The sequence below is a fragment of the Kitasatospora sp. NPDC005748 genome (assembly GCF_040630735.1).
Classification (GTDB): Bacteria; Actinomycetota; Actinomycetes; order Streptomycetales; family Streptomycetaceae; genus Kitasatospora.
On sequence record NZ_JBEXYD010000046.1, the window covers coordinates 38103 to 61097 of the forward strand.

The 22995-nt window shown below is 74.1% G+C and carries 14 protein-coding genes; 4 read left to right on the forward strand and 10 right to left on the reverse strand.

What is annotated here, in order from left to right; translation table 11 throughout:
- Positions 1 to 13 precede the first annotated feature (13 nt).
- A complete protein-coding gene (locus tag ABZ495_RS27050) occupies positions 14 to 2152 on the reverse strand; it encodes a glycogen debranching N-terminal domain-containing protein (protein ID WP_359838526.1) in 2139 nt (712 codons plus the stop codon).
- Positions 2153 to 2897: 745 nt separating this feature from the next.
- On the opposite strand from ABZ495_RS27050, the gene ABZ495_RS27055 reads away from it, so the two are divergent.
- The gene (locus tag ABZ495_RS27055; RefSeq protein ID WP_329489859.1) at positions 2898 to 4211 is read left to right on the forward strand and encodes an alpha/beta fold hydrolase; all 1314 of its coding nucleotides are present in this window, start codon (positions 2898 to 2900) and stop codon (positions 4209 to 4211) included.
- Between the two features lie 76 nt (positions 4212 to 4287).
- Here the strand turns inward: ABZ495_RS27055 and ABZ495_RS27060 are convergent, their stop codons facing one another.
- Positions 4288 to 5859 (reverse strand): DUF4192 family protein, encoded by a 1572-nt coding sequence (locus ABZ495_RS27060; RefSeq protein ID WP_359838508.1) that lies wholly within the window; start codon positions 5857 to 5859, stop codon positions 4288 to 4290.
- Between the two features lie 228 nt (positions 5860 to 6087).
- Here ABZ495_RS27060 and ABZ495_RS27065 point away from each other — a divergent pair, with 228 nt between their 5' ends.
- On the forward strand, positions 6088 to 8322 hold the full coding sequence (locus tag ABZ495_RS27065; RefSeq protein ID WP_359838510.1) for a RecQ family ATP-dependent DNA helicase: 2235 nt from the start codon (positions 6088 to 6090) through the stop codon (positions 8320 to 8322).
- 536 nt (positions 8323 to 8858) lie between these two features.
- Positions 8859 to 9467, forward strand: coding sequence for a hypothetical protein (locus ABZ495_RS27070; RefSeq protein ID WP_359806447.1), 609 nt, complete (start codon positions 8859 to 8861; stop codon positions 9465 to 9467).
- Positions 9468 to 9612: 145 nt separating this feature from the next.
- Here the strand turns inward: ABZ495_RS27070 and ABZ495_RS27075 are convergent, their stop codons facing one another.
- From ABZ495_RS27075 to ABZ495_RS27085, 3 genes are all read right to left on the reverse strand, one after another.
- Positions 9613 to 10140 carry a hypothetical protein gene (locus ABZ495_RS27075; RefSeq protein ID WP_359838512.1) on the reverse strand — a complete coding sequence of 176 codons (528 nt, stop codon included), beginning with the start codon at positions 10138 to 10140 and terminating at the stop codon, positions 9613 to 9615.
- A gap of 256 nt (positions 10141 to 10396) precedes the next feature.
- Entirely contained in the window at positions 10397 to 11107 is a 711-nt protein-coding gene (locus ABZ495_RS27080) for a ribonuclease HII (RefSeq protein ID WP_359806452.1), read from the reverse strand.
- A gap of 181 nt (positions 11108 to 11288) precedes the next feature.
- Complete coding sequence (locus ABZ495_RS27085; RefSeq protein ID WP_359838514.1) at positions 11289 to 12107, reverse strand: TetR/AcrR family transcriptional regulator; 819 nt, start codon at positions 12105 to 12107, stop codon at positions 11289 to 11291.
- A 166-nt stretch (positions 12108 to 12273) separates the two neighbouring features.
- On the opposite strand from ABZ495_RS27085, the gene ABZ495_RS27090 reads away from it, so the two are divergent.
- Positions 12274 to 13815, forward strand: coding sequence for an MFS transporter (locus ABZ495_RS27090; RefSeq protein WP_329492270.1), 1542 nt, complete (start codon positions 12274 to 12276; stop codon positions 13813 to 13815).
- 237 nt (positions 13816 to 14052) lie between these two features.
- On the opposite strand, the gene ABZ495_RS27095 is transcribed toward ABZ495_RS27090, so the two are convergent.
- The 5 genes from ABZ495_RS27095 to ABZ495_RS27115 form a co-directional block, all read right to left on the reverse strand.
- Positions 14053 to 15765, reverse strand: coding sequence for a DUF4153 domain-containing protein (locus tag ABZ495_RS27095; protein WP_359838516.1), 1713 nt, complete (start codon positions 15763 to 15765; stop codon positions 14053 to 14055).
- Positions 15766 to 15963: 198 nt separating this feature from the next.
- Positions 15964 to 19110, reverse strand: coding sequence for an Ig-like domain-containing protein (locus ABZ495_RS27100; RefSeq protein ID WP_359838518.1), 3147 nt, complete (start codon positions 19108 to 19110; stop codon positions 15964 to 15966).
- 97 nt (positions 19111 to 19207) lie between these two features.
- Positions 19208 to 20242, reverse strand: coding sequence for a carbohydrate ABC transporter permease (locus ABZ495_RS27105; RefSeq protein ID WP_359838520.1), 1035 nt, complete (start codon positions 20240 to 20242; stop codon positions 19208 to 19210).
- Positions 20239 to 21246, reverse strand: coding sequence for a sugar ABC transporter permease (locus ABZ495_RS27110; protein ID WP_359806465.1), 1008 nt, complete (start codon positions 21244 to 21246; stop codon positions 20239 to 20241). The genes ABZ495_RS27105 and ABZ495_RS27110 overlap by 4 nt, the downstream gene beginning before the upstream one ends.
- 139 nt (positions 21247 to 21385) lie before the next feature.
- Positions 21386 to 22768, reverse strand: a complete 1383-nt coding sequence (locus ABZ495_RS27115; RefSeq protein WP_359838522.1) for an ABC transporter substrate-binding protein — start codon at positions 22766 to 22768, stop codon at positions 21386 to 21388.
- Positions 22769 to 22995 lie beyond the last annotated feature (227 nt).

The following is a 22995-nucleotide window of genomic DNA, read 5'->3' on the forward strand; positions in this document are numbered from 1 at the left end:
CGCGGTTCGGAGGTCAGCGGGCGACCAGCTGGAGCTCCGCGGACGCCTCCTCGACCATCGCCACGCCGATCCGGCTCACCCGCACCGAGAACGGCTCGCCCGCCACCCGCAGCCCGGTCAGCTGCAGCTCGCCCAGCGGCGCCGTGCTGGCCGGCCGGACCAGCACCCGGCCGCCCGGTACGTCGGGGCGCACCCCGGCGAGGGCGAACACCGCGTGCACGGCCCCGGCCGCCGAGACCGCCGCCGGGTGGCACGCGGCCGGGTGCGGCACCGGCGGGCAACCGGGGACGCGCTGCTCCCCCGCGTACATCTCGGGCAGCCGGCCCTCGAAGTGGGCGGCGGCGCCGAGCAGGCCTTCCAGCAGCGCGCCGGCCTCGTTCTCGTGGCCGGCCTCGGCCAGCCCGGCGATCGCGAGGGCGGTCTCATGGACCCGCACCGCCCCGCTGCGGTGGCCGAGCGGATTGAACCGGGGCGACTTGGCGCTGAGCGTGCGCAGGCCCCAGCCGCTGTCCAGCTCGGGCGCGGCCAGCCGTTGGGCCAGCACCCTGGTCTGCTCGCGGTCGAGCAGGCTCTCGTGCCGGCCGCCGTCGGCGCAGAGCCCCGGGTCGAGGAGGTGGACGAAGGAGGAGGCGACGGCGGGGAGCTGCTGGCCCCCCGGGACGAGGGCCGCCGCCGGGCGGCCGCCGGAGAGGTCGTCGATCCAGAACCGCTCACGGAAGCGCCCCCGCAGACCGGCCGCCCAGGAGCGCCACTCCTCGGCGCCGGGGCGGCCGAAGGCGTCCAGCAGCTCGGCCCCGTGCAGCGCCGCCCGGTGCGCCTGGGCCTGGACCTCGGCGCGGGCCGCCACCGGATGGGCGGCGCGCTCCTCCACCGGACGGCTCAGGTCGGTGACGAAGCCGTCGACCAGGCCGTCGCGGAGCGCCCCGAGCGCCCGCTCGGCGGCCGGCAGCAGCTCGGCCACCTCGTGCCGGGGCAGGCCCCAGCGCCAGGCCTCGGCGAGCACCGTGACGAACAGCAGGGTCGCCTCGGTGGCCGTGCAGGTGGGCGGCAGCTCCGGACCGCCGTGCCGCAGCGCCCCGGGCAGCAACCCCTCGGGCCGTTGGCCGGGACCGCCCTGGCCGGCCGGGGGCGCGAGCTGCTGACGGCGGGCGAGTGCCCGCAGGGTGCCGGCCGCCAGCCGGGTGCCCAGCGGGAGCATCAGCCGGGCCGCCCAGAGCGCGTCGGCCGGGGCGAGTCCGAAGCGCCAGGGCGCGCCGGAGGCCGGGTAGAGGTCGGTCGGGCGGTCCGGGTCGGCGAACAGCAGGCCGCCGAGGGCGTCCAGTGCGCGCGGCACCAGCGACTGGACCCGGGGGTCGTCACTGCGGACCTCCGGCTCCGCCCACGGCAGCGGGACGCCGGTGCCGCGGCCGCCCGGCGGCCGGGGACCGGGGGTGGTGCTCTCCAGCTCGGTGCGCAGCTCGACCGACCACCGGGCGCCGGGCTGCACCTCCAGGTCCCAGCGCAGCACTCCGGCGCCGGCCAGCACGGCGTGCGGCGAGGGCTTGGCGCTGACGACGGCGCTGTGGGTCGGCCCGGCCCAGCGCAGCCCGGCGGACTGCACCTGTCCGGGCAGGTCCGGCGGCCGGTGCCCGGCGGCGATCTCGCCGACCGGGCCGAGGTCCGTGCCGAGCGCGATCTCCAGCGGCAGCCGGGCCGGCCTGCTGCCGGTGTTCCGGACGGTGACGGTCTCGATCCCGTCGGCATGGCGCAGCCGTTCGACGGTGAGCGCCGGATCGGGGTCGAGGTCGCCGGGGATCCGGACGGCGCCGAGGAAGCGGGCCTGCGCCGCCGAGGTCAGGGTGCCCTGGAGCGGCAGCGGCTCCATGCCGCCGATCCGCAGCTCCATCCGGGCCAGGACCCGGACTCCGGAGCGGTAGAAGCCGTGGAGGCCCTGACCGCGCAGCTGTCCGTCCGGGCCGGAGGCGGCCATCGAGGGGGCGTTGACGCAGAGCACCGCGTGGTGGACGGCGGCGGGCTGCGGACGCGGCGCCGCCGACCGGGCCGGGCCTGCGGGTGCGCCGCCGGGCATGCCCGGCGGTACCTGGTCGGGGCGCCCGACCGGTCTCGGCGCACCGACCACGCTCTCGGCCGGCATGGCCTGTGGTGGCCTCATGGCGGTCACCGGACTCTCCTCCCCTCGGCGGTCCGGTGGCCGGTGGGGCCGGTGGGCCGCGAGCATGCTCGATCGCGTGCTGATGATGCCTGGCCGGCGGGGGTTCCCGCCGGCGTGTCTGCCGTGTCTGGCCGTACCCGTCGCCGGGCCGTGCCATGCGGTGCCCGGTGCCGCCGGGGTACCGGGTTCGCCTCTCCCGGGCACCCGCTGGTGCCCGGCACTTCGTCACGGCCTTTGCCCGGTCGCACCGGTGACGCCGTGTCCCGATCGGCGCCCCGGTCCCGTCGTGGACGGGCGCGGGGCGGCCACCTTCTGCCGGCCGCCCGTCGGCCGGGCGGTGCGCCGGGCACCGTCGGCGGGCCGCACCCCGGTACTCGGCGCGGCGTCGTCCGGCTGCGGGAGCCCGGTGTCCGTCCGGGCACAGTGCCCCCGGGGTGAACGCCGCGGACCGGCCGCAGGTAACGCCCGAACCGCCACTTCGGCCTGCCGCACCGGGGTACCGGGCGGTCGTGCCGCCGCCGGGCCGCCGGCGCTCCGGGCCGGTGCCGTGACGGGCCCGCACCCACGGGTGCCGCGGCTGTCGTACAGCCTCGCGCGGCTCCTCGGGCGGACGGTCGTGAACGGCAACCGTCGAACCCGTGTCCGACCGCCGTCAGGATACGGTGCGGGGGTTGCGGCGCCCGCACCGGCAACACCGTGAGCGGCGGCGTGACGGCTGTGAACCAGACACATACCGAGGAGTTGTATGTCCACCGCCAGCCGGCTGCCCGGGATTGTCACGACCGACCACGTCTTCCGCGTGCCCCTCGACCACTCCGCCCCCCAGGGCGAGCAGATCGAGGTGTACGCCCGCGAGGTGGTGGCCGCGCGCCGTGAGAAGGACGATCTGCCCTGGCTGCTCTTCCTCCAGGGCGGACCGGGCGGCAAGGCGGGGCGCCCGCTCGGCCGCGACGGCTGGCTGGAGCGCGCCCTGGACGACTACCGGGTGCTCCTGCTCGACCAGCGCGGCACCGGGCGGTCCACGCCCGCGAACCGGCAGACCCTCGCCCGGCGCGGCGGCGCCCAGGAGCAGGCCGACTACCTGGCGTGCTTCCGCGCGGACTCGATCGTGCGGGACGCCGAGCTGATCCGGCGCCGACTTCTCGGCGACGACCGGCGCTGGAGCGTGCTCGGCCAGAGCTTCGGCGGCTTCTGCCTCCTCACCTACCTGTCGATCGCGCCCGAGGGGCTGCACGAGGCCTTCGTCACGGGCGGCCTCGCGGGCCTGCGCAGCTCGGCCGACGACGTGTACCGGGCGGCCTACCCCCGGGTGGTCCGCAAGAACGAGGAGCACTACGCCCGCTTCCCGCAGGACGTCGAAGCGGTCCGGCGGATCGCCGCCCACCTCGCCGACTCCCCCGCCACGCTGCCCGACGGCGGGCTGCTCACCGTCCAGGCGTTCCAGGGCCTCGGCATGATGCTCGGCGGCGGCAGCGGCTCCGGAAGCCTGCACTACCTGCTGGAGGAGGCCTGGGTGGAAGGCGTCGCCGGGCCCGAGCTGTCCGACACCTTCCTGGCCGGCGTTCAGGCGAAGGTCTCCTTCGCCGAGGGACCGCTGTACGCCGTGCTGCACGAATCGATCTACGGTCAGCGGTCGGTGGACGGGGCGGGCACCGGCTGGGCGGCCGAGCGCGTCCGCAAGGAGTTCCCCGAGTTCGACGCCGGGGCTGCGCTGGAATCGGGGGCCCCGGTGCTGTTCACCGGGGAGATGATCTACCCCTGGCTGTTCGACACCGACCCGGCGCTCCGCCCGCTGAAGGAGACGGCGGAGCTGCTCGCCGCCCGCACCGACTGGGCCGACCTGTACGACCCGGCCCGACTGGCCGTCAACGAGGTGCCCGTCGTGGCGGCGGTCTACCACGACGACATGTACGTCGACACCGCGGACTCGCTGGAGACCGCCCGGGCCGTACGCGGCCTGCGGACGTGGGTCACCAACGAGTGGGAGCACGACGGGCTCCGGGTCAGCGGCGGCAAGGTGCTGGACCGTCTGATCGCGATGGCCCGCGGCGAGGTGTAGCGGCCTCGGGCCGCCGGCTCGGGTCGGCGGCCCGAGCCGGCCGGCGGAGGAACCGGGGCCCCCGACCGCCGGGGTGTCACGGCGCATGCCGGGACCTGCCCGTCGCACCGCGGGCGCCGCGACTCCGGCCGCGCCCACCCGCCGTCGCCGCCGCCGCCTCCACCGACGCCCAGGGCGAGGCGCGGCCGGGCCCCGCCCTCCGGGCGGAGCGCACCCGGGAGGACGGCCGTCGCGCCTCACGGTCAGACGCCCGAACCGGCGGTCCTGCACTCGGGCCCTCGTCGGGCCGACCGCCCTCGCGGACCTTCGCCGTGCCCCTGGCCGGACGGTCGGGGCGTCGCCCCGGCGTACCGGCGACACCTGGCGCACCTGCCTCGCCGGGCACCGCCCCCGGGCTCGCGGCACCCGACTCACCCGGCGGCTCCGCCTCGGCCTCCCCCTTGCGGGCGCGCCGACGGCGAGGCTTCGCCGGGACCGGGGGCGACGGCTCCTCCGGCGACCGCTCGGGGTCCGGACCCCGCTCAGGGACAGGGCGGCCCGGGCCGCCCGCCGGCGCTCCCCGCTCTCCGGCGGAGCGGCGGCCGCGCTCGGCCGCCACGCTCGCCAACAGCTCCTCGGGCGAGAGGCCGCCGTTCAACGACTCGTAGAGCAGCTGGGCCAGCAGGTAGGTGGGGGCGAGCCGGAGCGTGTGGGCGAGCACCACGCGGGCCGTCGCGGTGTCCCCCGCGACCCAGGAGGCCCAGGCCAGCAGAGTGAGCGGCGGCGGGGCGTAACCGGCGTAGGGCGGCACGCACCGCCTGGCGAGGAAGCGCCAGAGCCGCTGGGTGGGCGCGAGCTCCTCGGGCCGGATGTACTCGGCGGCCCGGTCCCGGGTGCGCCGGTCCTGGAGGGCGACGAGCAGCCGGGCCGTCCGGTGGTCGTCGAGTACGCGCGCGCCGGCCATGAACTCGGCCACCGCCTGGTCGAGCAGCGCGCCGCCCTGCTCCCGGGAGGGCGACGGCGCCCGGCTGTCCAGTACCCGGGCCAGTGCCAGGCGCTGGGCGTCCGCCTCGGGCGGACCGATCGGGCCCACCGCCGCCACGATCGCCTTGCGGCTGCCCCGCGGCGCGAGTCCCGCGAACGTGGCCGCCGCGGCCACCGGGCCGGGGGCAGGGCTGTGCCGGACCGGGTGGCCGGCCGGATCGCAGCACCCCTCCCGACGGCAGAGGAAGGACCACCAGCGGCCGGCGGACACGCAGAGCGACTCCTTCACCCGCACTCCCCTGGCCTGGAAGGCCGCCCGCAGCTCCTCCGCGAGCGGTTGGAGCCGGTCGAGCACCGGCGGACCGTGCTCCCGGTCGGGGTCCTGACAGAGGTAGAGGAGGACCTGGACCGGTCGGCGGTCCCGGCGCTCGGAGAGGCCGACGAGGAGCGAGGCCGTCTCGTCGGCGGCCGCCGACCACTGCTGCGGCGCCTCGGGGATGTCCAGCCGGATCACCCCGCCCTGGTGGAGGTCCGGCCCCTGGAGGCCGACGGCGACGATGCTGTCGTCGGGGAAGAAGCCCAGCAGGTAGGGCAGCAGCTCGGCCATGTCGGCCGGGCCGCGCATGGTGACCGGACGCCCGCCGGAGGCCGGGTGGAAGGGGAGTGCGACGCGTTCGTTGTTCATGACCGGAAGACTGCCGTAATCCACGAGCCGCCCCCGGATTTTCCTTTTCCCTGTGGATAAAGCCCGCCTGTGGATAAAACGTCCTTCGTTCGGGGCATTCAGAGCCACTCTCCCGGGGGACATTCGACCCCCGTTCAGCGGAAGAGCTGATGAATTGCACCCGCCGGCCACCCACCCGTGAGCAGCGCCGTTCGCCCATTGTCGGCAGCTCGGGGTTACATGGACGGCATGCAGCAGCCGCAGAACCACACCACCGCCACCGACGCCACCGCCACGGCCGGCACCGGCAGCGCGACAGCCGCCGACCGCGCCGAGGTCCGGGCGCGGGCCGAGGCCGTCCTGCGCGAACTCGCCGGGCCCAACGCCACCCTCCGCGAGGACCAGTGGACGGCCATCGAGGCCCTGGTCGTCGACCACCGCCGGGCTCTCGTGGTGCAGCGCACCGGCTGGGGCAAGTCCGCCGTCTACTTCATCGCCACCGCCCTGCTGCGGGCCCGCGGCGCCGGTCCGACGGTGATCGTCTCCCCCCTCCTCGCCCTGATGCGCAACCAGGTCGAGTCGGCCGCCCGGGCCGGCATCAACGCCCGCACCATCAACTCGGCCAACACCGACGAGTGGGACGCCGTCCAGGCCGAGGTCGCGGCGGGCGCGGTGGACATCCTGCTGGTAAGCCCCGAGCGGCTGAACAACCCCGACTTCCGGGACCAGGTGCTCCCCAAGCTCGCCGCCTCCACCGGCCTGCTCGTGGTGGACGAGGCGCACTGCATCTCCGACTGGGGCCACGACTTCCGCCCCGACTACCGCCGGCTGCGCACCATGCTCGCCGACCTCTCGCCGGGCGTCCCGGTGCTGGCCACCACCGCCACGGCCAACGCCCGCGTCACGGCCGACGTCGCCGAGCAGCTCGGCACCGGCACCACCGACGAGCACGCCCTGGTGCTGCGCGGCCCGCTGGACCGCAAGAGCCTCACCCTGGGGGTGCTCGCCCTGCCCGACCCGGCGCACCGGCTGGCCTGGCTGGCCGACCACCTCGACCGGCTGCCCGGCTCCGGCATCATCTACACCCTCACGGTCGCCGCCACCGACGAGGTGACGGCCTTCCTGCGCGAGCGGGGCTTCCCGGTGGCCTCGTACTCCGGCCGCACCGAGGACGCCGAGCGCCGCACCGCCGAGGCGGACCTGCTGGCCAACCGGGTCAAGGCGCTGGTCGCCACCTCCGCGCTCGGCATGGGCTTCGACAAGCCCGACCTCGGATTCGTGGTGCACCTGGGCTCGCCCAGCTCGCCGATCGCCTACTACCAGCAGGTCGGCCGGGCCGGCCGCGGCGTCGACCGGGCCGAGGTGCTGCTGCTGCCGGGGCGCGAGGACGAGGCGATCTGGCGCTACTTCGCCTCCCTGGCCTTCCCGCCCGAGGAGCAGGTCCGCCGCACCATCGACGCCCTCGCCGAGGCCGGCCGGCCGCTCTCCACCGCCGCCCTGGAGCCCCGGGTGGACCTGCGCCGCGCCCGGCTGGAGACCATGCTCAAGGTGCTCGACGTGGACGGCGCGGTGCGCCGGGTCAAGGGCGGCTGGACGGCCACCGGGCAGAGCTGGGCGTACGACACCGCCCGGTACGCCAAGGTCGCCGCCTCGCGCGAGGCGGAGCAGGCGGCGATGCGCGAGTACGCGGCGTCGACCGGTTGCCGGATGGAGTTCCTGCGGCGGCAGCTGGACGACGAGCAGGCCGAGCCGTGCGGCCGCTGCGACAACTGCGCCGGACCGCTGCACACCCCGGAGGTCTCCGCCGCGGCGCTGGACGCGGCGCGGGCCGCGCTCGGCCGGCCCGGCGTCAGCTTCGAGCCTCGCCGGCTCTGGCCGACCGGGATGGACGCGCTGGGCGTGCCGCTCAAGGGCCGCATCCCGGCGGGCGAGCAGGCCGAGACCGGCCGGGCGCTGGGCCGGCTCTCCGACATCGGCTGGGGCAACCGGCTGCGGACGCTGCTGGCCGACCAGGCGCCCGACGTTCCGGCGCCCGGGGAGGCGGTGGACGCCCTGGTGGCGGTGCTGAGCGACTGGGCACGCGGCCCCGGCGGCTGGGCCGGGCCCGCGACGACCGAGGGAGTCCGGCTCGACCGGCCGGTCGGCGTGGTGACCATGGCCTCGTCCCGCCGACCGCAGCTGGTCGGCAGCCTCGGGGCCCGGATCGCCGAGATCGGCCGGCTGCCCCTGCTCGGGCACATCGAGTACGCGGCCGGACGGTCGCCGCAGGGCGGGCGCAGCAACAGTGCCCAGCGCCTGCACGCACTAGCCGGAGCGCTCGCGCTGCCGCCGGAGGTGGAGGCGGCGGTGGCCGCGGCGGGCGGGCCGGTGCTGCTGGTCGACGACCTGGTCGACTCCGGGTGGACGGTCACCGTCGCCGCCCGGCTGCTGCGCAAGGCCGGGGCGAGCGCCGTCCTGCCGCTGGTCCTGGCCGTGCAGGGCTGAGCCGGGGGGGTACGCGGGGCTCCGGCGAGCGGGGAGCCGGGCCAACCGGAAGGTGCGAAGCGGGCCGGAACGAGCGGAGCGAGGTGGGACTGCGCTCGTGATCGGCGGGAAGACGGTGACGGAGCCTGGGGGTTCCGGCACTGACCTACACCTGAATGGAGTAATGCGGGCGCAGTGCGGACGATCTGCGGGAACCGGCGGCACCGACCGGGCAAACGGAGGGACGACCATGCGAAAAGTACTCCGCGCCGGCCTTCGGGTGCTCCGGATCACCGCCTCGCGAGCCGTGGGTGACGGTCACGCCGGAGGGGAATATATCCGGCAGAACGTTGGCTTTCGGGCAGCGTTCATCATTTCATCATTGCCGCTACGCCCACGCTGCCCTGAGAATTGGACCGTACCCGGAACCCGGTCCGCTGGACCAGGGCTTCGGCGTACACACGTACCCGCGCATCCGTGGGTCGGGAAGGAGGATCGTGATCAACGGTATCGGCCGAGGTCAGTATCCCCTCGCCCGGGGCTCGGAGCCCAGACGGGTGTGCGACCTGGAGACGTGGGCCGCCTCGGGGATCCCGTCGCTGCGCGACCCGCGCGAGTTCGTCCTGGAGCTGCACCGGCGCCACCTGCCGCAGCCCGGCACGGTCGTGGTCACCGTGCTGGACGCCTCGCACCGCTTGACCGCCTCGGCGTCCTTCGCGCCCCGGCCGCGCCACACCGACGGCTGGGAGCACCGCAACGCCCTCCTGGCGCACCTGCGGCAGGTCACCCCGCACGACCTGCGCCGGACCACTCCGGCCAGAACGGCCGTGCTGCTGCGCTGCCGGGAGGGCTCGGCGGGCTGGACGGCCCAGGACGGCGCCTGGATGTGGGCCCTGCAGGACGCGGCCGCCCTGCACGGGCTGCGCTGCGGTTCGTACCTCACGCTGACCCCGGCGGGCTGGCAGATCCTCGCCGACGGCCGGAGCGGACGCAATCCGCACTCGGGCTCGTGGGCGGACGGGCCGGTCCACACCGTGACCGAGCTGCCGCCCCGCCCGGCACCGGAGAGCGCTCGGGGGCAGCGCCCACTGCGCCAGTCCGAGCGCCCGTGGACCGGCGCACGGGTCACCGCGATCGAGCCCGGCCGGCGCACCGGCACCTACTGAGGCCGCGCCCTCGGGCAACGGGCCGCCGCCCACCCGTGCTTCGGGGCCCGGGCGCCGCGGGCACGCCCACAGGTGGCGGCACGGGTCGGAACGGCACGGGTCGGGCCCGGCACCTGGTGGTGCCGGGCCCAAGGGTCGACGGGTGTCAGGCGGACACGGGGCGGCCGGCCGGTACACCGGCGGCCTCGGCGGCGGGGCCGGCGTCACCGCAGACCACCAGGAGCTCGGCCGCCCGGCCGCGCGCCTCGGTGAACGCCCTGGCGGCACGGTCGGCGCTGCCGCCGTTGACCACCAGCACGACCACGGCACGGCGGGCCGGCCGGGTCAGCGCGGCGTCCGCGTAGAACACGTCGCCCCCCTCGGCGAGTTGCGCCCAGTAGCGCTCCTCGCCGAAGGAGAGTTCGTGCCGCTGCCAGGGGTGCGGTTCGCCGACCGTCAGCACCAGGACGGCGCCCGGGTCGCGGCCGGAGTCCAGCAGCCGGTCGACCGCCTCGTCGGCGCGCTCCAGCGCTTGCGCGGCGGTGGCGGACAGGAGTTGGACCGCGACCTGCGGTGCCGCGGGCGCCGGACGGCGCGGGCCGGGCTTGGGGATCCCGCCCGGCCGGGGCTGCGGCCCCGGGCGCCCGGCGCCCGGCGGCGCCGGGCGCGCGGGTGCGGGTCGTTGACCCGGCACCGGGGCCGGGGCTGCGGTGACGGTCGACGGTGCGGAAGGAGTCGCGCTGCCGGAGGCAGGCGTACGGGGGGCTTGTGCGTCCGACTCGCGGGGGAAGGGAACGCCGGGGCCCGGGAGGCTCTCGTGAATCTCCGGCTCCTCGGGGAAGACAGGCATACCCGGATATCTATCAAATGCCGGTCGGGCGCGCACGGGCGCCCCACCCATTGGGCACGGAAGCCCTCCGCCCCCACCCGGGTCAATGGACGACGAAACGTCAGAAACCGAGCGTCAACTGCTCGTCCGCGGGACCCGCCGAGCCCGGTCCGCCGACACCGACGACGGCCCTGGCCCGCTTCAGGTGGCGCCATCGGGGCAGCCCGTCCAGGTAGGCCCAGGAGAGCCGGTGCTGTTCGGTCGGGCCGAACTCCTCCAGCGCGGTGCGGTGCACCGGGGAGGGGTAGCCGGCGTTGTCGGCGAAACCGTACTCGGGGCAGGTCTCGCCGAGTTCGGCCATCAGTCCGTCGCGGTGGACCTTGGCGAGCACCGAGGCCGCCGACACGCAGATGCAGGACTGATCGCCCTTGATGACCGTGCGTACCCGCCACGGGCCGCCCAGGTAGTCGTGCTTGCCGTCGAGTATCACCGCGTCCGGTTCGACCGGCAGCGCCTCCAGGGCGCGCACGGCGGCCAGCCGCAGCGCCGCGGTCATCCCCAGCTCGTCGCACTCCAGCGCGGAGGCGTGGCCGAGCGCGTACGCGGTGACCCAGTCGGCGAGGACCGGGGCCAGCGCCTCGCGGCGCAGCTCGGTCAGCAGCTTGGAGTCGGTCAGGCCCTCCGGGGGCTTGCGCAGCCCGGTGACGGCGGCACCCACGGTGACCGGTCCGGCCCAGGCGCCGCGCCCGACCTCGTCGAGACCGACGACGATCTTGGCGCCGGCCCGGCGCAGCGAGCGCTCGACGGAGTGCGTCGGCGGAACGATGGGCATCGCGGAGTCCTTCGGCTGGGGCAACCTCCAGCGTAAGCCCCGCCCGGAACCGCCCCGACCAGCCGGCCCCCGGCCCCCGCCGCCCGGAACCATCCCGACCAGCCGCCCCCCGGCGACCTGGCGCCCCGGCCGCCGCCAGGCACACCACCCGGACCCGCCCCGCCGCCCCCGGCAGCGCGCGTCAGCGGCGGATCAGCGGCACCAGGACCTCGTCCACCAGCTCGACGGCGAATCCGCGCCCGAGCTGCCGGCCGCAGACCTTGACCCGGTACATCAGCATCGCGGGCGCCACGTCGGCGACCAGCGGGCTGACCGCGCCGGGCCGGACGTCGCCGCGCTCCGCTCCCCGCCGCAGGATCTCCAGGATCGTGTCCTTGGTCGGCTCGACCACCCGCTGGACGATGAAGTCCTTGAACAGCTCCGCCTGCTCGTGCTCCAGCTCGGCCATCAACGCGTGCATGGCACCACCCGACCGGGAGCTCATCGCCTCGGTGAAACCCTGGATGAGCAGCAGCAATTCGGCACGGGCGGACCCGAGGTCGGGGGTGTCGGAAGGCCGTGGCAGAGTGGAGTCCAGGGCGTCGATGACGAGTTCGACCTTGGACGCCCAGCGCCGGTACAACGCGGCCTTCCCGGTCCGCGCGGCCCCGGCGACGCCTTCCATCGTCAGCCGTGCGAATCCGCCGGAGGTGAGCTGGTCGAGCACGGCCTCGAAGATCGCGCGTTCCAGCTCCTTGCCCCGGCGCCGCATCGGCCGGGACAGCACCTCGGCGGCCACCTTCATCGGACAGTGCGACGCCGGCCCGGCCACCGGGACGACGATCCTCGGCACGGGCACGGCCGGACCGCCCTCCGCCGGGCACTCCACGGCTCCCTCCGCCGACCCCGGGAGCTGCTCGCCCGCCCGGTCCGCGACCTGGTCGCGCGGCCGCTCGACGGGCCGCTCGGCCGCCCGGCCGACCGGCCGTTCTGCCGCCTGGCGCCGTACCAACTGATCCATCGTCACCAACCTTAGGGAACGCTTGCGTTCACAATCTCGCCCAGGATATCGTCCAGGCTAGTGAACGATCCCGTTCCTTCATAGCCCGCGGGACATCGCGGGAACGCACTGGACCTCGGGTCCACAGCATACGAAGCAGTAGCCAGCAGGGGGCACTAACTTGGCTATCTCCGACACGCTCAGCAAGAACTCTCCACCGCAAGGCAGCCAGGGCAGGCGCAAGGGCATCACCCTGACCGTCATCGCCGCGACGCAGCTGATGGTCGTCCTCGACGCCACCATCGTGAACATCGCGCTGCCGCAGATCAGGGACGCGCTGAACTTCTCCACCACCAACCTGTCGTGGGTGATCAACGCCTACACGCTGACCTTCGGTGGCTTGCTGCTGCTCGGCGGCCGCGCGGGCGACATCCTCGGCCGTCGCCGGGTGTTCATCGCCGGCACGCTGCTGTTCGGGCTGGCCTCGCTGCTCGGCGGCTTCGCGCAGGACGGCGGCATGCTGCTCGCCGCCCGCGCGCTCCAGGGCATCGGCGGCGCGATATGTTCGCCGACCGCGTTCGCCCTGATCGCCACCAACTTCGACGAAGGGCCCGAACGCAACAAGGCCTTCGGGGTCTTCTCGGCGGTGGCCGGTTCGGGCGCGGCCATCGGCCTGCTGGCCGGTGGCGTGCTGACCGAGTACCTCGACTGGCGCTGGGTGTTCTTCGTCAACGTGCCGATCGCGATCCTGATCGCCGTCGCCGCGCCGCGCTACATCGCGGAGTCGGAGCGCCGCGCCGGCCGCTTCGACCTGCCCGGTGCGCTCACCTCCACGCTGGGGCTGGTCAGCCTGGTCTACGGATTCATCCGGGCCGCCTCGGACGGCTGGACGGACCCGGTGACGCTCGGCTCCTTCGCGGCCGGCGTGCTGCTGGTGGCCGCGTTCCTGGTGATCGAGAACCGCACCGCGCAGCCGATCACCCCGCTGCACCTGTTCGCCAACCGCAACCGCACCGGTGGCCTGGTGATGATGCTCTGCCTGGCCGCGGCCATGTTCGGCATCTTCTTCTACGTCACGCTCTTCGTGCAGGGACCGCTCGGCTACAGCCCGCTGAAGGCCGGCTTCGCCTTCCTCCCGATCAGCGTATCGATCATCATCGCCGCGCAGGTCGCCTCCACCCTCCAGGCCAAGTACGGCCCGAAGCCGTTCATGGCCGGGGGTGCGCTGTTCGTCACCATCGGGCTCACCTGGCTGACCCAGATGAACGCGGACAGCGGCTACATCGACGGGGTGCTCGGCCCCACGGTGGTGTTCGGCTTCGGCATGGGTCTGACCTTCGTCCCGGTGATGCTGCTCGCGGTCGCCGGGGTGGCCGGCGAGGACACCGGCGCCGCGTCCGGCCTGCTCAACTCGATGCAGCAGATCGGCGGGTCGCTGGGCCTGTCGATCCTCACCACGGTGTTCGCGCACTACGCCACCGCGGAGGCCAAGGTGCAGCTGCCCGGCTTCATGGCCTCGGCCACGCCGGAGCAGAAGGCGGCGTTCCTGGAGAAGAAGGAGTTCCCCAAGGGCACCGACGCTGCCAACCAGGTACTCGCTCATGGCATTTCGCACGGCTTCATCGTGGGCGCGGTGCTCGCCGGGCTCGCCCTGGTGGTCGCGGTCACCGTGATCAGGGCCAAGGCGGAGGACCTGGCGTCGAACACCTCCGGCATCGCGATGCACTGACGCGACGCCGACACCGCAGCAACGCGGCGCCGACGCGACACCGAGCCCGACACCGCAGCAACGCGGCGCCGACGCGACACCGGTCGGAGCGGCCGCCGACGGCGGACCGTCCGGACTCCGCACCGACCGCGGAACGCCACGAGGGCCGGCCGGGAGCTCACCGCTCCCGGCCGGCCTTCGAGCGTCGGGCCACCTCCGGCCCCCGCGCCGCACGGCGGCACGGCCCACCGGGCCGGCTCACCGCCGCTCGGCGCCCTCGCCCTCCCGGTACCCGTCCCACAGGCCCGCCCGGGCGCAGGCGCCGCCCGCCGCCGACACCTCGTCCAGCGGCGGACGCTCGGCGAGGATGTCCCGCGCGCGGGTGGCCGCGAGGTTGGTCGCGTACCAGGGCACGGCCTCCTCGGCCTGGGTCCGCATCAGCTCCAGCGCGCAGGTCCGGTAGTCCTTCGGCAGCCGGTCCAGGGCCGGGACGGCGTCGAGCGAGAGGTCCCGGACGTTGCGCAGGTCGATCTGCTGGGTCCGCTCGAAGCGGGCCACGTTCTGCTCGGCGATGATCGCGTCCGGCCCCATCAGTCCGTACACCGCGGCCGTCAGCATGCCGCTGAGCACCACGGCGCGCGGCAGCCAGGCCGCCGAGCGGACCAGCCCGGCCGTGATCAGCAGCAGGAAGACGACGCCCAGCCAGACCTCGACCACCAGCACCCAGAGCCGGAGCCTGGTCAGCCCGGAGGCGTCGACGTAGAACCACATCCGGCCGAGGGCCGAGGCGACCACGACGAGGGTGAGCAGGCAGAGCGCGCCGAGCAGGATGCGGACCAGCCGGCGGTCCGCCGCGGTGCTGCGCGGCGCCCAGCGCTTGGCGACGCCCACCACGACCAGGGTCAGCACGGTGACGGCGGTCAGCTGCCAGAAGCCCTGCCGGGCGTACTCGGAACGGCTCATCCCGGTGTTCCGCACGATCGAGTCCCGGCCGCCGAGCACCACCACGGCCTGGATCAGCGCGAAGGCGCCGAACATCAGGTTGAGCGCGACCAGCGGCAGCGCCCACTCCAGCCGGCCGCGCTCGCGGCCCGGCCGGACCACCGTGCGGTCCCAGCGGCGCGGGCCCGCCGCGATGTGGGCGAAGCCCAGCGCGACGACCGTGCCGAGGACGAACAGCACCGCGCGCAGCGGGAACTCACCCAGGTCCAGGTCCGGGATGAGCGCCTCCAGGACGTCGGCCATGGCGGCGTCGGCACTGGCGAACAGCGAGCCGAAGACGGCCAGCAGCACCCCGGCCACCAGGACCGCCTTCAGGACCGGGGCGACCCTGCCGCGGCCGGCCGGGCTGATGCGGCGCACGGCGGCGGCGGCCCAGCCCAGACCGGGCACCAGCTGCCAGAGGATGCCGGGCAGCGCGAGCAGCACGCCCGCCCAGCGGCGTCCGCCGTGCAGCGCGAGCGAGGCCAGGCCAAGGGCGCAGAGCGTCGACAGCATCGTCGGCCAGCCGGCGTCGGAGAGTGCCGGGACGGCGAGCAGGGCGAGCGCCAGCGCGCTCCAGAGGAGCGTCCAGCCGCGCACCCGGCGACCGGCCGAGCGGGCCGCCAGGCCGGCCCCGACGGCGGCGGCCACGCCGCAGATCAGCAGGTTGACGCCGAGTCCGCGGTTGACCAGCAGGGAGACCAGCAGGCCGGTCACCAGGGCGGCCGCGAGCACCCGGGGCGTCGCCGGGGCCTTGGGGCCCGGGTCGCTGGGGCGCAGCCACGAGAAGGGCGACGGGACGGGGCGGCCCGGCGCGCGGTAGGGGTTCGTGCCGTCGGCCGCTCCCGGCCAGGACGCGCCGGGAGCGGCCGGGCCGGGAGCGGACTCGGCATGCTGGGGGCCCGCCTGCTGCCCCGGGCCGCCGGGAGCGCGGTACGGGTCGGATCCGGACGGTCCGCCGGCCGGGGCGGGTGTGGAGTGACCGGGCATGAGTTCCCCCTCGAAGGGTCTGCGGGCATGCGGAAGCAGCCCACGGGGCAGTCCGCCGGCAGGCGCCTGGGCGCCGCGACTGACGCCGACTGTAGACCATTCTGAACAGGTTCAAAAAACCCCGGGGCGCCTCCGTCACAAGGCTGTGACAGAGGCGCCCCGGGGGCGCCGTGCCGCGGGTGCGGGCGGGTCGGGCCGTCAGTAGGAGCCGTAGAGCGAGTACCGCAGCGTGTCCTTCACCGCCGGTCCGAACTCAGCCGGCCAGGTGCCGAAGGGCACCACCGCGTTGCTGTAGGCGCCCGAGCCGGTCGGGCCGGTGGAGTAGTTCATGTTGTTGACCGAAGCACCCGTCCCGTTGCTGTTGTAGACCAGCCAGTACGCGGTGTCGGCGCTCAGCGTGAGCCCGACCGGGAGCGTGTTCCAGGCGTTGGCGGTCAGCGTGCCGCTGCCGGTCGCCGCGACCAGGGTGCCCGGCGAGCCGCCCGCGTCGGTGTAGACCGCCAGCTGGTACTGGTTGTTCGGCGCCGCGCTGACCGGGCCGGTGTGCACGCTCAGCGCGGTGAGCGGCACCGGGGACGCCCCGGTGGTGACCCGGCTGCCGTTGAGGTGGTGGGAGTCGGTGTCGTCGATCAGCGAGCCCACCACCGTGTTGCCGAGCGTCCTGGGCGGCGCTCCCCCGGTGGTGAAGGAGATCGCGTACGGGCTCGCCAGCGCGTTGCCGGAGGTGTCCCGCACCCCCTGGACGCTCGCGGTGTAACCGGTGGTCAGCGCCAGGGGGGCGCTCGGCGTGAGGACCACGCCGTTGGCGGCGCCGTCGTACGCCACCGAGCCGGCCACGGCGGCGCCGGCGGCGGTCCGCAGGGTCACCGTGGAGGCCGTCACGCTCGCCTGGTCCAGCGGCTCGCCGAACGAGAAGCGCACCGCCGTCCCCGCCGCCACCCCGGTGGCACCGCCGGCCGGGGTCGTCCCGGTGACGGCGGGCGGGGTGGTGTCGCGGCCGTACGAAGCCGTGTAGGAGCCGACCGCCCCGTCGAAGAACGCGTACGCCACGCCCTTGACCGTCTCGATCCGGTACGGGACGCTCCGGCCGCCCGAGGAGATGCCGGTCAGCGTGCCGGAGGCGGCGGAGACGGGCAGCATCGCCCGCAGCCCGTTGGCCCCGCCGGTGATGTCGAAGGTCAGACTGCCGCCGTTCCAGGCCAGCTTGGTGAACGCCGAGCCGTTGCGCCCGTCCAGCCAGGTGAGCATCTGCCGCCCGGAGACCACCGGGACGCCGCGTGCCTTCGCGGCGGTGATGATCGCGTCCGAGGCGGCGGAGGCCGCGAAGTCGGTGTGGATGTTAGCGGTCAGCGCCGCGTAGTAGCCCGTGCCGCCGTAGGCGGCGTCGAGCAGCGTGGCGATGGTGCCGGGGTAGGACTGGCCGGACTCGTCGGTCAGCTGGGTGGTGGCCTGGTACTCGTCGATCACGTTGCCGTCGGTGTCGGCGAAGCGCATGATCTGACCGGTGCCGTTGAAGTAACCGGGGCGGTCCTTGGTGAAGTTGGAGGGGTAGAAGTAGTAGTCGGTGTCGAGCCGGATGCCGTTGGCCAGCTTGGTCTTCGCCTGCGTCGCCCAGTCGTCCCACTCCACGCAGTGCGTACGGCTGCTCGAAGGGTTCGGCAGCGAGGGGTACTTGGCCCGCCAGCTGGACAACTGGTCGGCGTAGTAGCCCTGGAGGGCGGAGGCGCTGCCCCAGGGACGGCAGTTGGTGGTGACGTGGACGCCCACCTCGAAGCCCTGGTCGGTGTAGGCCTGCGCCTGCGCCGGGGTCAGCGGATCGTCGGTGTAGATGTACGAGGAGCCGCGCACGCACTCCCAGTTGGCGACGCTGCAGCCGGGCGGGCTCTGCGCCGTGTAGCCGTCCCAGCGGCCCGCCGTGCCGCCGACGCCGTGGTCGTCCCCGGTCATCACCACCACGGCCTTGACGTCGCGCGGGAAGTACCAGAAGCGCGGCAGCGGCTTGCGGGCGGAGTCGAGCAGGGTGATCAGGTTGGCCAGCAGCCGCTGCTGCTCGTCGGCGATCGGGATCAGCGCCTTGTCCAGGTCGTTCCAGTCCGGCCGGCCTCCGGTACCGAAGAACATCTCGGAGGCCTCGTAGCCGTCCGTGCCGTCCCGCTGCTGGCCGGCCCAGGCCGCGTTGCCCTGCCGGGTCTGCACCACCGACCTGGCCAGGTCGTAGCTGAAGGCGGCGGCCCGCCCGCTGCCGGCCGTCCGCAGCGTGACCGCCGGGTTGGCGGTCGCGGTGGCGGCGTCGGCGTACAGGGCGGCGACGGTGGTGGCGCCGTTGAGCGCGTAGAGGTCGGCGGCGCCGTGGTAGCCCATGGTGTCGCCGGTGATCCCGGCGCCGGGGGCCGCGGAGGTGTCCACCTTGAGGTAGGCGTCCGCGCGGGTACCGGCGGTGGGGGTGAGGCCGAACAGCGGCGCGAGCTGCTTGTCGGGGCGCATCGCCACCAGCCGGCCGCCGCCGTCGGTCCAGGTGGTGAACAGCGCGGCCTGCGCCGCGGTGAGCGGCATCTCGCCCAGCAGCACCACGTCGGCGGAGGCCAGCACCGAGCCGGTCACCGCCGAGATGTCCACCGTGCGGTAGTCGTTGAGGCCCTCCGCCTTGAGGATCTCGGCCAGGTAGCGGGTGTACGGGTTGGCCTGGCTGGTCACCAGCAGGATCGGACCCTCGGCGCCCGGGCCGGCACCCGGCGGCGGGGGCGGCGGGGTCTGCTCCGCGGTGTAGGTCGCGTAGATCGAGAAGCTGAGACCGCTGGACGTCACCGCGCCGAAGTCGGCGGGCCAACTGCCGAACGCCCGGCCGCCGTTGCCGTACACGCTGGTACCGCCGGGGCTGTAGCGCAGGTTGTTGACGGCGGCGCTGCCGCCGTTGCTGTTGTAGGCCAGCCAGTACGCGGTGTTCGCGGTGAGGTCCGCCGTCAGCGGCACGGTGTTCCAGCTGTCGGCGGTGAGCGTCGCCGTGGCGCTGCCGGCCAGCAGCGCGCCCGGGCTGCCCCCGTTGTCGCGGTAGAGCGCCGCCTGGAACCGGTTGTTCGGCGCCGCGTCCACCGCGCCCACGTAGACGCTGACGCTGCTGACCGTACCGCCGGCCGCGCCGGTGACGTACCGGGACGCGTTGAGGTGGTTCGAGTCTCCGGAATCGGTGGACGGACCGACCGCCGTACTGCCCAGGGTCACCGTGGCGGCCGCCGCCGGAGCGGCCGCCGGGCCGGCGACCACCGCCACGGCGGTGGTGAGGGCGGCCAGCAGGCCCCCGAGCCTGCCACGGCGTCCGACGCCCGCGCGAATGCCTGTACCTGCCATGACCGCCCCCCACGCACCTCGGCCAACTGCCCCTATCGGTGTACCGGTTCGGCGCCGACCGTGTCCACGGAACCGCCACATCCCGTGCCGATCGGGACTATCCCTTGACCGAACCGGCCAGCAGTCCGCGGACGAAGTACCGCTGGAGGCCGAAGAAGACCGCCAGGGGGATGACGATCGACAGGAACGCGCCTGCCGTGAGCAGCTCCCAGCGGCCGCCGAAGGAGCCGGAGAGCTGGGCCAACCGGACGGTCATCGGCGCCACTTCGGGCGTTCCCCCGGCGAAGGTCAGCGCGACCAGCAGGTCGTTCCAGACCCAGAGGAACTGGAAGATGGCGAACGAGGCCAGCGCCGGCGTGCAGAGCGGCAGCACGATCGACCGGAAGATCTTGAAGTGCGAGGCGCCGTCCACCACCGCCGCCTCCATCAGGTCCCGCGGCAGCTGGGCGATGAAGTTGTGCAGCAGGAAGATCGCCAGCGGCAGTGCGAACATGGTGTGCGCGAGCCAGACCGGCGCGTAGGTGCCCTTGAAGTCCACCGCCGGGACGACGGTCAGCGAACCCAGGTGCGCGCCGCCGGAGAAGAGCCGCAGCAGCGGGATCAGCGCCATCTGGATCGGCACCACCTGGAGCGCGAACACCACGAAGAACACCGTGTCGCTGCCCCGGAACCGCACCCAGGCCAGGCCGTACGCGGCCATCGCGGCCAGCACCAGCGGGAAGAGCGTCGCCGGCACGCTGATCGCCAGCGAGTTGACCAGGAAGGGCATCAGGCCGGTGGAGACGCCGGAGCCGCCCTCGAACAGCACGGTGTGGTAGTTGGAGAGGCCGAGGTCCGGGTGGAGGAAGACGTTCCACCAGCCGTCGGCGGTGACGTCCTGCTTGGGCCGCAGCGAGGTGGCGAGCAGCCCGAGGGTCGGGACGGTCCACAGCACCGTCACCGCGATCACGAAGACCGAGGAGAGCGGGCTGGTGAACGCCTGCCGGACCGGGCCCCGGCGCCCGTCCGGCAGCCGGCGCCCGCCCCGCCGGCCCGCGCGCGACGGTCGCCGGTCACCGGTCGGACGCCGACCGCCCGTGGCCGGACGCTCGCCGGTCGGACGCCGGCCCGTGGTCGGACGGTGCTCGCTCATCGGACTCCGCGCTCCTTCCGCAGCTGGAGGATGTTGTAGGCCACCAGGGGCAGCACCGCGAGGAAGAGGATCACCGCGAGCGCGCTGCCCCGCCCGGTGTTGAACTGCACGAAGGACTGCGAGTACATCTCGTTGGCCAGCACCTGGGTACCGAAGTTGCCGCCGGTCATGGTGCGGACGATGTCGAAGGCCTTGAGCGTGGTGATCATGACCGTGGTGAGCACGACCACCACCGTGGTGCGGATCATCGGCACCGTGACGTACCAGAACAGCCGCGCCCCGCCCGCCCCGTCCAGCCGGGCCGCCTCGGTGACCTCGTCCGGGATCGCCTTGATCGCCGCCGAGAGGACGACCATCGCGAAGCCGGTCTGCACCCAGACCATCACCGCCATCAGCAGGAAGGTGTTGAGCGGCTGGGAGAGCATCCAGTTCGGCGGGTGCTCCCAGCCCAGCGTGATGGCGAGCTGGCTGAGCAGGCCGATCTGCGACTGGGCGGCGTCGCGGGACTCGTAGACGAACTTGAAGATGATCGAGGCGCCGACCAGCGAGATGGCCATCGGCATGAAGATCAGCGACTTGTAGACCGCCTGGCCGCGCATCCGGTCCACCAGCAGCGCCAGCACCAGCCCCAGACCGGTGGCCGCGAGCGGCGCCACCACCAGCCACAGCAGGGTGGTGACCAGGATCTTCTGGACCGAGTCGGTGGTGAACGCCCAGCCGAAGTTCTCGCCGCCCACGAAGCGGCTGCTGTCGTCGTTGTAGAGGCTCAGGTAGACGGTGCGGACCAGCGGGGCGACCAGGCCGACGAGCAGCAGCAGGACGGCCGGGCCGAGGAAGACCCCGACGGCCAGCGGGCGGGCGATCCGGCCGGAGGCCCGGCCGGCCACCAGGAAGACCAGCAGCAGGATGCCCAGGAAACCGGCGACGGCGCCGAAGCTGTTGCCGAACTTGACGGCGGCGTCGCCCCAGGCGCCGTCGGCGAGCGCGGTGGCGGTGAGGGACATGGCTGCGCGTCCTTTCCCTGCCACGGGCAGGAAGGAGGGGCGGGCGGTGCGGGTGGGTGGCCCCGCACCGCCCTCGACAGGTGGTCCTTGGCGGTCGGAGACCGCTACCGGGGCCCGGCCGGGGTAGCGGTCGGACCCGTTACTGCGGCCAGGCCGCGTCGATGTCGGCGGCGGTCTTCTGGATGGACTGGCCCTCGGCGAACCAGGCGGTCAGCGACTTCCACTCCTGCCCGGCGCCGACCGCGGCCGGCATCAGGTCCGAGCCGTCGAACCGGAAGGTCGCCGCCGGGTCGGTGAGCGCGTCGGCGGAGAGCCGGTCGATCGGATCGGTGTACAGGCTCTTGTCCACGCCCTGGTTGGCGGAGACCCAGCCGGTGGCGGTCTTCACCCGGCTGCTCGCCCAGTCCGGGCTGGACAGGTAGTTCTGCACGGCCTGCACCTCGGGTCGGCTCGCGAACGCCGTCACGAACTCCCCACCGCCCTCGACCGGGCTGGCCACCTGCGGGTTCACGGCCGGCAGGCGGAAGGCGAAGATGTCGCCGTCCGGGCCGACCTTGGTGTCCTTGGGCCACTGCGCCTTGTAGAAGGACGCCTGCTGGAGCATGAGGCACTTGCCGGTGAGGACCGGGGCCCCCGCGTCCTGGAAGGTCGTGGTGGCGATCGACTTCACGTCACCGTACCCGCCGTTGACCCAGGCGGGGTTCTGCATCCAGTCCGCCACGGTCCGCATCGCGGTGGTGATCTTCTCGTCGGAGAACTTCACCTGGTGGTTCACCCACTGGTCGTACACCTCGCCGCCGTACGAGCCCAGCACCACCTCCTCCAGCCAGTCGGTGGCCGGCCAGCCGGTGGCCGTCCCGGAGGCGATCCCGCCGCACCACGGCTTCGCGGCACCGGCCTTGGCGATCCGGTCGCTGAGCGCCATCAGGTCGGCCCAGGACTGCGGCACCTCGTAGCCGGCCTGCTTGAAGGCCTTGGGCGAGTACCAGACCAGGGACTTCATGTTGGCGCTCATCGGCGCCGCGTAGAAGGTGCCGTTGACCGAGCCGTAGGTCTTCCAGACCGGGCTCCACTTGTCCTGGTTGGTGACGGTCTGCGCGGGGGGCTTGGCCACCTTGCCGCTCTTGACCATCTGGGCCAGCAGGCCGGGCTGCGGGATGATCGCGAAGTCCGGGGCGTTGCCGCCGGTCACCCGGACCGGCAGCTGGGACTCGAAGTCGTTGGAACCCTCGTAACTGATCTTGATGCCCGTGCACTTGGCGAACTCGGCCCAGGACTTCTCCAGGTTGTCCGACTCCGGGCTGAGGATCGACGCGAAGACCGTCACCGTGGTGCCGGAATGCCCGGCGTACGGCTGGTACTTGGCGCAGTCACCGGCCAGGGTCTCGCCCCCGCCGCCCGAACCGCCGCCGGAGCTCGAACTGTTGGAGCAGGCCGCGGTCAGGGCCAGTGCCGCCAGCAGGGCGGGCACGGCGACCAGACGGCGGGACCTCGCGGACGGCGTGGTCGGGGTGGGGGTCAATGCGGTCCTCCTCGCCAGGGCGCACGAGCGCCGGCAGTACGACAGAACGACATTGCGCTGTACCGGAGATCGACATGGACGCGGCGGGCCGCCGGTTTGACGACGTTAACGCAGCAGCCCCCCTCCGCCAAGGTCCGCGTTCGACCTTCATCGGCACGTGCCCCAGTTGTGACCCGGAGATCCGCCTCGCCCGCCGGCCGGTTCCCCGTCCGGGCGGACGGGGAACC